12 protein-coding genes, 3 tRNA genes and 1 other RNA gene are annotated in these 10,660 nt (G+C 38.9%); 9 read left to right on the forward strand and 7 right to left on the reverse strand.

Going from position 1 to position 10,660, the window contains the following annotated elements; all coding sequences use genetic code 11:
- From ACJHV0_RS06095 to ACJHV0_RS06120, 6 genes are all read right to left on the reverse strand, one after another.
- Window positions 1–340, reverse strand: a 340-nt coding sequence (locus ACJHV0_RS06095) for an MFS transporter (RefSeq protein WP_483133672.1), incomplete at its 3' end; no start/stop codon positions are given.
- Between the two features lie 80 nt (window positions 341–420).
- Window positions 421–1,935, reverse strand: coding sequence for a sodium/proline symporter PutP (putP, locus tag ACJHV0_RS06100; RefSeq protein ID WP_483133673.1), 1,515 nt, complete (start codon window positions 1,933–1,935; stop codon window positions 421–423).
- An 89-nt stretch (window positions 1,936–2,024) separates the two neighbouring features.
- Window positions 2,025–2,813, reverse strand: a complete 789-nt coding sequence (locus tag ACJHV0_RS06105; protein ID WP_138317395.1) for an IclR family transcriptional regulator — start codon at window positions 2,811–2,813, stop codon at window positions 2,025–2,027.
- Window positions 2,810–3,397 carry a 5-formyltetrahydrofolate cyclo-ligase gene (locus ACJHV0_RS06110; protein ID WP_025235355.1) on the reverse strand — a complete coding sequence of 196 codons (588 nt, stop codon included), beginning with the start codon at window positions 3,395–3,397 and terminating at the stop codon, window positions 2,810–2,812. Before ACJHV0_RS06110 ends, ACJHV0_RS06105 begins: the two co-directional genes overlap by 4 nt.
- A 1-nt stretch (window position 3,398) precedes the next feature.
- A non-coding RNA gene (gene ssrS, locus ACJHV0_RS06115) (6S RNA) lies at window positions 3,399–3,593 on the reverse strand.
- Window positions 3,594–3,697: 104 nt separating this feature from the next.
- The gene (locus ACJHV0_RS06120; RefSeq protein WP_188156822.1) at window positions 3,698–3,988 is read right to left on the reverse strand and encodes a cell division protein ZapA; all 291 of its coding nucleotides are present in this window, start codon (window positions 3,986–3,988) and stop codon (window positions 3,698–3,700) included.
- Window positions 3,989–4,065: 77 nt separating this feature from the next.
- On the opposite strand from ACJHV0_RS06120, the gene ACJHV0_RS06125 reads away from it, so the two are divergent.
- The 4 genes from ACJHV0_RS06125 to ACJHV0_RS06140 all read left to right on the forward strand — a co-directional run bounded on the left by ACJHV0_RS06125 (window position 4,066) and on the right by ACJHV0_RS06140 (window position 6,940).
- Window positions 4,066–4,623, forward strand: a complete 558-nt coding sequence (locus ACJHV0_RS06125; protein ID WP_483133674.1) for a UPF0149 family protein — start codon at window positions 4,066–4,068, stop codon at window positions 4,621–4,623.
- Window positions 4,624–4,782: 159 nt separating this feature from the next.
- The gene (hemE, locus tag ACJHV0_RS06130) at window positions 4,783–5,847 is read left to right on the forward strand and encodes a uroporphyrinogen decarboxylase (RefSeq protein WP_334228805.1); all 1,065 of its coding nucleotides are present in this window, start codon (window positions 4,783–4,785) and stop codon (window positions 5,845–5,847) included.
- A gap of 95 nt (window positions 5,848–5,942) precedes the next feature.
- Window positions 5,943–6,533: a YjaG family protein gene (locus ACJHV0_RS06135; RefSeq protein WP_025235352.1), complete on the forward strand. Its 591-nt coding sequence runs from the start codon at window positions 5,943–5,945 to the stop codon at window positions 6,531–6,533.
- A 116-nt stretch (window positions 6,534–6,649) separates the two neighbouring features.
- On the forward strand, window positions 6,650–6,940 hold the full coding sequence (locus tag ACJHV0_RS06140; RefSeq protein ID WP_279611707.1) for an HU family DNA-binding protein: 291 nt from the start codon (window positions 6,650–6,652) through the stop codon (window positions 6,938–6,940).
- A gap of 52 nt (window positions 6,941–6,992) precedes the next feature.
- Here the strand turns inward: ACJHV0_RS06140 and ACJHV0_RS06145 are convergent, their stop codons facing one another.
- Window positions 6,993–7,844, reverse strand: coding sequence for a thymidylate synthase (locus tag ACJHV0_RS06145; protein ID WP_025235350.1), 852 nt, complete (start codon window positions 7,842–7,844; stop codon window positions 6,993–6,995).
- An 89-nt stretch (window positions 7,845–7,933) separates the two neighbouring features.
- Here ACJHV0_RS06145 and ACJHV0_RS06150 point away from each other — a divergent pair, with 89 nt between their 5' ends.
- From ACJHV0_RS06150 to mltF, 5 genes are all read left to right on the forward strand, one after another.
- Entirely contained in the window at window positions 7,934–8,482 is a 549-nt protein-coding gene (locus ACJHV0_RS06150) for a hypothetical protein (RefSeq protein WP_334235788.1), read from the forward strand.
- Window positions 8,483–8,690: 208 nt separating this feature from the next.
- Window positions 8,691–8,785 (forward strand) — tRNA-Ser (locus ACJHV0_RS06155).
- 13 nt (window positions 8,786–8,798) lie between these two features.
- Window positions 8,799–8,875 (forward strand) — tRNA-Arg (locus ACJHV0_RS06160).
- A gap of 65 nt (window positions 8,876–8,940) precedes the next feature.
- Window positions 8,941–9,017 (forward strand) — tRNA-Arg (locus ACJHV0_RS06165).
- Window positions 9,018–9,139: 122 nt separating this feature from the next.
- Window positions 9,140–10,648 carry a membrane-bound lytic murein transglycosylase MltF gene (mltF, locus tag ACJHV0_RS06170; RefSeq protein ID WP_483133675.1) on the forward strand — a complete coding sequence of 503 codons (1,509 nt, stop codon included), beginning with the start codon at window positions 9,140–9,142 and terminating at the stop codon, window positions 10,646–10,648.
- Window positions 10,649–10,660 lie beyond the last annotated feature (12 nt).

Genomic DNA, 10,660 nt, shown 5'->3' on the forward strand with positions numbered 1-10,660 from the left:
TCAACGCCGCGTCCACCGCTCCGGCTCCTAAGCCGTAAGGAATTGCCCATAAACACAAAATCCAGAAAGAATCACTTATCGAAAACCCCCACAATGCGAGAGCGGTTAAAGCAACGCTGATTACCATCACTTTGCCTGTGCCGAGATGGTAGGTAAGCTTATCCGACATCAGGCTTGAGGTAATAGTCCCAATCGACATAATCATTGAAACGACACCCGCATAGGAAAGCGGTACACTAAGATCTTGGTGCACTGAAGGCCACGCCGCCCCTAAAATGGCATCAGGCAAGCCTAAACTGATAAAACAGAGATAAATAATCGCAAGGAGAAGATTTGTCATAATGTTACAAGCGGTTATTTTTAATAAAACTTTTACAAAAAAGTGGCTTAAGGATCGCCCTAAGCCACTTTTCTTTTATGTTATTTTACTTCATCTAAATATGCTTTATTTGCACGTTCAAAGGTTTCTTGAACTTCTCTGCTTGGTGCCGGTGTAATTAGTGAAACCACAATAATCATCACGGTTGCCGTAATAAAGCCCGGTATCATTGAATAAAGTTCAGGTAGAACAAAGAGTTCGGTAATATCACCCCAGAAATGCACCACTAATGCACCGGTCAGCATTCCCGCAATTGCCCCGAAGCCATTCATACGTTTCCAGAAAAGAGAAAGTAGCACCACAGGTCCGAAAGCAGAGCCGAAGCCCGCCCACGCATTTCTGACTAGACCGAATACTTTGCTGTCCGGATCTTGAGCGATATAAATTGCAAGAGCTGCCACCGCAAGCACCATTAAACGGCTTAACCACACTAATTCTTTGTCTGCCGCTTTCGGGCGTAAAATGCCTTTATATAAATCTTCGGTAATCGCACTTGAACAAATCAGTAATTGTGCTGAAAGTGTGCTCATTACAGCAGCAAGAATGGCTGATAATAAAATACCTGCAACCCAAGGGTTGAATAGTAATTTTGCTAATTCAATGAAAATTTGTTCCGGGTTTTGGCTCACATTCCTTGCTTGTTCCGGATTACCGAAGAAATAAGCCATACCGAAATAGCCAATGCCAATCGCCCCTACTAAACAAATAACCATCCACGTCATACTAATACGGCGTGCATTTTCAAGCGATTTCACACTTTCCGCTGCCATAAAACGCACCACGATATGTGGCTGACCAAAATAGCCAAGCCCCCACGCCATTAGGCTAATCACGGCTAAAATACTCGTGCCGGTAAAGATATCGTTATAATCTTTTTGTGCCATTTCGCCTGCACGATCGATTAAGGCTTGCATTTCATCAAAACCACCTAAGTTATACATTACAAACAGAGGCGTTAGAATTAAGGCAAAAACCATTAATGAGGCTTGGATGGTATCCGTCCAGCTTACTGCTAAAAAGCCACCAATAAAGGTGTAAAGAATGGTTGCTACTGCCCCATACCAAATTGCTTGGTGGTAAGGTAAACCAAAGAGGTTTTCAAACACTCTCGCACCGGCTACTACGCCTGAGGCACAGTAAATTGCAAAAAAGAGTAAAAAAATGACCGCTGATAAAATCTTAATTAATTTCGTTTTATCACCAAAGCGGTTGTGGAAGTATTCGGGTAAGGTTAAAGCATCGCCGCTGTGTTCGGTGTGAGAACGTAATCTGCCTGCTACTAATTTCCAGTTTAGATAAGCACCGATAGTTAAACCGATTGCAATCCAAGCTTCAATTAAACCGCCTGCATAGACTGCACCGGGCAATCCCATCAGCAACCAGCCCGACATATCTGAAGCACCTGCGGATAATGCTGTTACAAAACTGCCTAAACGGCGACCACCTAAAATATAGTCTGAAAGATTATTTGTTACACGATAAGCAATAAATCCAATTGCAATCATACCCAAAATATAAACAACAAACATTATTGTTGTTGGGTCAAAACCAAACATTATGAATGAACCTCAAAATTTTAATTTTATAAAATATAATTTTTAAAGGGTGCAAGATTACCTGAAATAATCAAAATGGCAATACAAAATTATCGCCCACCTAGCTCGGCTGAAATTTTTTCTGCCGTTTCTTGAATAGCAGGCAGTAAATTTTCTTGTCCTAGCTGATTTAAACGAGCCGTTGAAAGCGAGACGGAAACCGCATAATGGACCTTCTGTTGATGATCAAAAATCGGGCAAGCAATACAAGAAACACCCAGCTCATTTTCTTCTGCATCCATCGCAAAACCGAGCTCACGAATGGTTTCCAGCTCTTTTTTCATTCCTTCAATCGTGGTAATGGTATTGATTGTAAGCTGTTGAATCACAGAGGATTTCGCTTGCCAATATTGGGGAATATAATCTTCGGAATCATAGGCTAAGAAAAGTTTACCCATACCAGAACAATATAGTTGCATCTGCTGCCCGATATAAGCTCTAGTCCGCATTAAGCCTGTGGTTGCCTCTAATTTATTAATGAGGATTGCGTGATCTTTCTCTCGCATCGCAAAATTAACCGTCTCGCCTAATTTTAAGTTCAAGGCTTCTAAATGTGGTGCCGCAATGTGTAAGATATTAATTGAGCTTAAAGCTCTTTGCCCAATCGCTAAACATTTAGTGGTTAAACGATAGCTGCCTGCAGTTGGAGCCGGGCGAACATAGCCTTCTTGCTGTAAGCCTTGCAATAAACGATGTACCGTACTTTTATTCAAGCCTGAAAGCTCCGCTAAGTGGGCTAACGGGCAACCATTAGGAAATTTTGCCAATAGTTCCAAAAGTGTTAAGCCACGAATTAAACTTTGGTTTCCTGTGGACTCCTTTTCTTTTTTTTCAATCATCTCGCTCCTCCCAAAATAATATGATTTAACGGTATATCCCAACTTTCAATCGGTAATTGTTCGACTTGCTGGCATTCGTGAGCCAACCCCACACTTATAATATGAGGAGCTTGAGCAAGTGTTCTATCATAAAAACCACCTCCCATTCCTAACCGATTCCCTGCTTTATCGCACGCTACTAATGGTGTAAAAATCATCTCTAGTTCTTGTAAGGGAATGATATTTCTAACATCCGGCACAGGCTCTTGAATGCCCAAGCGGTTAAATTTTAGAATAGTTTTGCAATTGTAATTTACAAACAATAATTGACCGCTTGTAAAAGGGTGGAGAATAGGCAAATAGATTTTTTTTCCTTGTCCAAGCAAAGTATTCATTAAAGGCAGCGGAGAAATTTCACCGTTAAAAGGTAAATAAAAGGCGATATGTGAGGCTTGGTAAGATTCAATTAAAGAAATTGCTTGTGGAATAAGTGATTGAGCAGCTTGTGCTTGTTGCGATGAGGTTAAACTTAAGCGTTTCGCCCGCATCAATTGCCGTAATTGTTCACGAGAGTGGCGACAAAAAGAATGAATAGAATTGTTCATATAAGTACCCGAGATGCCGCTACCAGTAATGGTCCTTGAACCAGTTGGTTCAAGGGAGTCAAACGTAACTGCTTTTAGGCTTCTTACTCTTGAGTTTGAGCTCAAGGTAAGCTTGCTCACCGGCGGTAGATGTTCAACTCAAAGTTTCAAATTATCGGCTCAGGGACGTAACTAATAACGCACACCCCAGGCAAGATTTATAGTAACGGAATTTAATAATTTTTCCTAGTGTTTAATCACATAAATTGCAATTTCTCAATGCTCTTAGCTCTATTCCTAATCAATTAGGCTAAAAATCAGCTAATTTGATTGAAATTTTCCGAGAGAATTATCTAGCTGCTCAATGCAAGCGACAAGCACACTTTTATTTTCTGCATTTTGACGCTGTGCCTGCTCTAATTCATAATTTAAATTCAGAGCCACAATAGCTAACACTTTTTCAAGCTGAATAATGCCGGACTGCTCTTTCAATACCGCCACACGTTCTTCCAAACGCTGTGCACAAGCCAGTAAATGCTCTTGCTGCTCAACAGGGCATTGCAAGCGTAGCACCTGACCAAAAATCTGTAATTCGATATTATTTGCCGACATAAATACGAAATCCTCACTTAATCGCTAAATTTTTGCTATATTATGCCATTCTTTAGCAAAATCACAATAATGCAATTATGGCTATGACAAATTCCCAAGAATTTAAACAACTCATCACTCAATTACAAATTGAAGACACCCCGGCAGAGTTTCACGGCTTCTTATGCGGACTGATTGCAGGTGGCATTCAAGATGATTCGTGGAAAACCTTAACCTATCAATTTACCAATGACGGACACGCTTTTTCAGTTGAGCCGTTAAAACAACTAACGGAATTTTACCGACAATTAACCGACAGTTTCTCCCAAGCAAATACCCTATTCAGCCTGTGGCTACCCGAAAATGACGAAGACGGATTTGCTCTTGCTGACGGTATTTCTGAATGGACAAACAACTTCTTACTTGGCTTAGGTGTTGCTCAGCTAACCCTGCAACAAGAAACCGACGAAGTAGGCGAGGCAATTGATGATTTAGATGAAATCGCAAAATTAGGTTACAATGAGGACGATAATAATGCGGAACTCCTTGAAGCTGGCGAAGAAGTGCTGGAATATTTACGAGTGTTAGCTCTATTTTTACATAGCCATTTTGCTTTAGGCGTTCCTAAAACAGAAGAAAAGCCACAATTACATTAATAAATACAAGCGGTTACAAAAAGCATCGCTTTTTGAACGTTGGCTTTGCCAACGGCAGCAAAGCTGTGAACAATCCTTACAAGGATTGTGAATAAATTTCATCTATATTTTGCAAATTTTTCAATAAAAACAACCGCTTCACAATCAAAGGAAAAACCAATGCCTCAACTTAAAAATGATCGCTATTTAAAAGCCCTTTTGCGTGAACCTGTGGATATGACTCCCGTTTGGATGATGCGTCAAGCAGGGCGTTATTTACCTGAATATAAGGCAACTCGTGCGATCGCCGGCGATTTTATGTCGCTCTGCCGTAATGCCGATTTAGCTTGTGAAGTAACCTTACAACCTTTACGCCGCTATGAATTAGATGCTGCTATTCTATTCTCTGATATTCTCACTATTCCGGATGCAATGGGCTTAGGTTTGAGTTTCGGTGCTGGCGAAGGTCCGAAATTTGCTCGCCCTGTGCAATCACTTACTGATGTGAATAATCTACCTATTCCTGATCCTGAAGGTGAATTACAATATGTAATGAACGCTGTGCGTACCATTCGCCGTGAATTAAAAGGCGAAGTACCGCTAATCGGCTTCTCCGGCAGCCCTTGGACGTTAGCAACCTATATGGTTGAAGGTGGCTCAAGCAAAGCCTTTACCAAAATCAAAAAAATGCTTTACGCTGAGCCACAAATTCTTCACAAATTACTCGATAAATTAGCCGATAGCGTGATTTTATATTTAAATGCACAAATCAAAGCAGGAGCTCAATCGGTAATGGTGTTTGATACTTGGGGCGGCGTATTGGCACACAATGATTATAAAGAGTTCTCTTTACGCTATATGCACAAAATTGTTGATGGGCTAATCCGTGAAAATGAAGGTCGTAAAGTGCCTGTTACTCTCTTTACCAAAGGTGGCGGCTTATGGTTAGAAGCAATTGCAGAAACAGGCTGTGATGCTATTGGTTTAGACTGGACAGTCGATATTGCCGATGCTCGTAAACGGGTTGGTGATAAAGTGGCACTTCAAGGCAATATGGATCCAAGCGTGCTTTACGCAACACCTGAACGCATTGAACAAGAAGTGAAGAATATTCTTGCCGGTTTCGGTAATGGCAGCGGACACGTCTTTAACTTAGGGCACGGAATCCACTTAGACGTACCGGTCGAAAGCCCTAAAGTGTTTGTTGATGCAATTCACAACTACTCGAAGCAGTATCATAAATAATTCAACAAGCGGTCTAAAATCGATCATTTTTTGCAATTTTGCAAAAAAACTGCAATTTTTAACCGCTTGCACTTATTAATTAATAAGGAAACAAAATGCGAAACCCAATTCATAAACGTATGGAACGCTTTGAGCCTTGGCAAAATGTAACCTTTATGGCTTGTTTATGCGAAAGAATGTACCCTAACTATCAACTTTTCTGCGAAGTTACCGAGCAACCGGAAAAAGCGAAAGTGTTCCAAAATATTTTAAATTTAGTTTGGGAATATTTAACCGTAAAAGGGGCAAAAATTAATTTCGACAATCAGTTAGAGAAATTAGAAGAAATCATACCCGACGTAAATGAATATGAATTTTTCGGGGTTTTACCTGCACAGGAAGCCTGTGAAGCCCTTTCTGAATTACTACACAGCATTATTGCCGGGGCAACTTTAGAACAAGCAATCCGTATCAGCCAAATTTCATTAGGCACAGTGGCAAGTTATCTTGAAATGCAACAAGACAAGGAACTCAGCGAGCAAGAGTTGAAAAATTCAGAGGAAATTCAAGAAGAGCTAGATGTGCAATGGCAAATCTATCGCTTGCTCAACGAATGTGAAAACCGTGATCTTGATCTCATTTTTGATTTAAAAGATGAAATTAGAACAAGTGGCATCAGCAATATCGGGTTAAATATTAACCAATAACATACATATTTACAAAATCTTGCACAATAATACTTTGACAAATCTGAACTTTGAATTAAGCTATGGCAAGGTTTCAATAACTTTTCAGACGTTTTACGTCATTTATTCAAAACACTATCTTAGAGGATAAAACTATGAACAAAACTGAGTTAATCGATGCTATCGCAGCTGGTGCAAACTTAACTAAAAAAGATGCTAAAGCAGCATTAGAAGCAACTCTTGATGCAATCTCTGCAAGCTTAAAAGCAGGCGATCCTGTTCAATTAATCGGCTTCGGTACATTTAAAGTAAATGAGCGTAAAGCACGTACCGGTCGTAATCCAAAAACCGGTGAAGAGATCAAAATTGCAGCGGCTAAAGTACCTGCATTCGTTTCAGGTAAAGCATTAAAAGACTTAGTAAAATAATTCTTTTTAACAATTTGAAAGAAAGCCTAGAATATCTAGGCTTTCTTTTTTATTACACAGAGAATGGATACTGAATAGATGGATGGTACTCATAACCTTCCACTTTAAAATCATCTAAAGTTACCCAAGTTTCTAAATCTTCAAGTGATTTAATCTCAGGATTAATAATTAATTTGGGTGCATTTAACGGTTCACGTTTTAGCTGTACATCACGCATTAGCTCAAGTTGATCTTCATAAATATGAGCATTCACAATTTTATGGAAAGCTTGCCCTGCTTTATGCCCTGTAATTTGAGCCATTAACGCAAGGAAAGTGTAACATTGGATCATATTCCAGTTTAAGCCAAGAGGTACGTCTGCTGAACGCTGAGTACTATTAAGATAAAGCGTACCATCCAGCAATGAAAAATGGTGGCTATGCAAACAAGGACGCAAACACCCCATATGAAATGCACCTGGATGATAGAAAGTATAAATTTCGCCCCGATTATCAATACCTTTTTTCAGATCATCAACAATTTGGCGAAGTAAATCCACCGAACCGCCATCAGGTTTTGGGAAGTTACGTCCAACAGCCCCATAAACCAAGCCCATATCATCTTCACCTTTACGGTAAGGATTCGCTAACCACGCGGCATTTTCATTCGCATTGGCATCCCAAGATTTAGTTCCCAGATTACGAAAATCAGCAGCATTATCATAGCCTCGAATATAGCCCAAAAGCTCTGCAATTGCCGCTTTCCAATAACTGCGACGAGTGGTAACTAATGGAAATTCTCCTTTCTCAACATCATAGATTAAATCTGCATTAATCACAGTAAGACAGCTCTTACCTGTACGTTCATTAGCTACCCATTTCCCTTCATTTACGATACGATGGCATAAATCTAAATACTGTTTCATATTGACCTCATAAAATTTTTAAGTAATTTTGCCATTTATTCGGTAAAATAGCTAAAACTTTATGACAAACACAATAAGGAGTTATAAATATGAAAAAAACAATTAAATCTATTTTAATGATTACCGCAGTGGCATTTTTAGCCGCTTGTTCATCAAACAAAAGCAGTTGGACACGCTTAAATGAAGCAGAAGTGGATCAAAAATCTTATGCAATTGCTTACGGTGCAACCGCTCAAACCTATAAAGACAGAGTAAACGAAACTTATGACATCAATTCATTTATGAATGGAGTAAATGATTGGTACACTAAAAAAGTAGCCTTGCCAATTGAACAGATTCGTGCAATGACAATAAATAGAATGTTAGATCATAATGTCTATGCTTACTATAGTGGTATACTTTATGCAGCCGATTTACAAGCTAACTTTAACCACTTAGATCCAAATTGCTGGAACTTAGTACAACCAACGAGTATGACACAAGGTATTCACGATGCAATGTTAGATTTGCAAAAAAATAAAGTACGTGGTGATGACTATATTAAAAATGGTGTCGAGCAAATCTTACATCTTTGTGTAAAAACGATTGCCGAAGATGAAAATAAAGAGAAAGCTCAAAGCAAGAAAAAGAAAAAATAATATTTAAGCTACAAGCGGTAAAATTTTTAGAAAATTTTACCGCTTTATTTATAACCGTATGAAATGTTTAATATTTATTCTATAAAACTTAAAAAATCATCGTTTTGCTTATTACATAGGCAAACACGCGAGAATTTAATATTTTCGGGAAAAAGAATTTGACATCTTTTTAAATTCTAGTAATATGTCGCCCACAGACACAGTGAGTGGTGAGATGGCCGAGCAGGCTGAAGGCGCTCCCCTGCTAAGGGAGTATAGGGTTAAAAAGCTCTATCGAGGGTTCGAATCCCTCTCTCACCGCCATTTACTTTATCACGCACCCGTAGCTCAGCTGGATAGAGTACTCGGCTACGAACCGAGCGGTCAGAGGTTCGAATCCTCTCGGGTGCGCCATTTTATTTATTACTCTAAAAATAAAATGGTTGCTGATAAACTAAATTCTCACAATCTTCAAATACGCTCCCGTAGCTCAGCTGGATAGAGTACTCGGCTACGAACCGAGCGGTCAGAGGTTCGAATCCTCTCGGGTGCGCCATTTCATTTAAGTTCTTTCTTTTTATCAATTCTACTACTAAATTAATTAAACTATTTCGTTAAGCTATAATTTCGGCTAGACTTAGCTCTTAAGCTCTTAGTTGAATGAATGAGGATTTTAAATTGAAAGGATTAATTGCTCGCCTTTTTATCGCAATAGCTCTCTTACTTTGGGCTTGGGATATGATTTTCCCTTGGCAAAAAATTATTCATTCAGAAGCTAATCACTACACTCAAATTCAGCAGAGTAAAAAGCTAAAAGTGGGAATGATCAACCACCCGATTTCCTATTTTGTCGGTCCTGAAGGCAAAAGTGGGATTGAATATGATTTAGCGACTGCCTTTGCACAATATTTAAACGTTAATCTTGAAGTAAAAAGCTACGATAGCAGCGAAAAATTATTTGACGCCTTAAAAAACAATGATATTGATATTGCTGCGGCAGGATTACTCTATCACCCGGAATTAAATGAAACCTTTCAAATCGGTCCATCTTATTACTCAGCTTCTTGGCAAGTAGTGTATAAAAAAGGTACAACAAGACCATATCGACTTTCAGACTTGCAAGAAAATGTCATTATTCCAACTGGTTCTGCGGTTATTCCAATACTCAATCAGCTAAAGCAAAAGAATCCTCAATTGAAGTGGCAAATTTCAGATAAATTTACCCAAGAAGAGCTATTATTAAAAGTCGCTCAAGCCGAAATTCCACATACTATCGCAATGTCGGTCGATATTTCTTCTGTACAGCATATTAACCCTAATCTCGCGGTAGGCTTCGATTTGACAGATGAAAACCCTGTGTTATGGTATTTAGCAAATAGCTCCTACAGCGAATTACAATCAGCTCTATTGGATTTTATGTCGGATTCTGTAGAGAATGGACTTATTTCACGCATTGAGGAGAAATATTTTAATCATTTGGAAAAATTTGATTATGTTGATATTCAAAGCTATTTGGCAGCAATAAAAGCGATACTCCCCAAATATGATCCACTTTTCCGTGAACATAAAGGCGATTTAGAATGGCAAATGTTAGCAGCTATTGCTTATCAAGAGTCTCACTGGGATCCAAATGCTACCTCACCAACAGGTGTACGTGGCATTATGATGCTGACAAAAGATACCGCAGATAGAATGAAAATTTCAGATAGAACAAACCCCGCTCAAAGTATAAAAGCTGGCTCTGAATATTTACATATGTTAATGAGACAGATGCCAGAAACTATTCCACAAGAAGATAAAATTTGGTATAGCTTAGCGGCTTATAATATGGGGTTAGGACATTTGTTAGATCTCCGTAGATTAACCAAACAACTGGGCGGAGATCCTGATAATTGGTTAGATGTGAAGAAAAATCTGCCACTACTTGCTGAAAAACGTTATTATACCAATCTGAAATATGGTTATGCCAGAGGCTATGAAGCATTACAATACGTTGAAAATATCCGTCGTTATTATGGCAGTATCATCAATTATCAGCGAATTGAAGAGCAGAAAAAGCTTGAGCAAGAACAAAAAAATTTATCTGATAATCATATAAAACAGGAGGATAGGACTGATGAGAAAATTGAAGAAAAAGAAAACGTTACCAACGAGGAAGCTACGTCCACGCCAAATCAAACAAATTAAAGATAGAAAAAG

Source organism: Mannheimia sp., assembly GCF_056854775.1.